The organism is Streptomyces roseicoloratus (genome assembly GCF_004117935.1).
Lineage (GTDB): Bacteria > Actinomycetota > Actinomycetes > Streptomycetales > Streptomycetaceae > Streptomyces > Streptomyces roseicoloratus.
In genome coordinates, this window is sequence record NZ_SDOY01000084.1 from 1 (window position 1) to 204 (window position 204).

Consider the following 204-nt stretch of genomic DNA (forward strand, 5'->3'; position numbering starts at 1 on the left):
GCCGAAGGGGCCAGTTGTCCTCGACCACGCAGCGGGCCAGGCGCAGCCGTCCGGTTTCGGTCAGGGGTGCATTACGGTGGGGCATGAGGGCCTTTCGGTCAGGTGTAGACGTCGCAATCCACACCGAACCGGAAGGCACTCACCCGTTCAAGATCCCTCAGCCGAGACCTGGCTCACCCGTCCACAACCTCCCGGGACAGAACA

1 protein-coding gene is annotated in these 204 nt (G+C 64.7%); it reads right to left on the reverse strand.

The genetic code is table 11. The features are described 5' to 3' along the window. A partial coding sequence (locus ESG85_RS35775) for a leucine zipper domain-containing protein (protein ID WP_246094862.1) occupies nt 1-85 on the reverse strand: 85 nt, incomplete at its 3' end. Between the last annotated feature and the right edge of the window lie 119 nt (nt 86-204).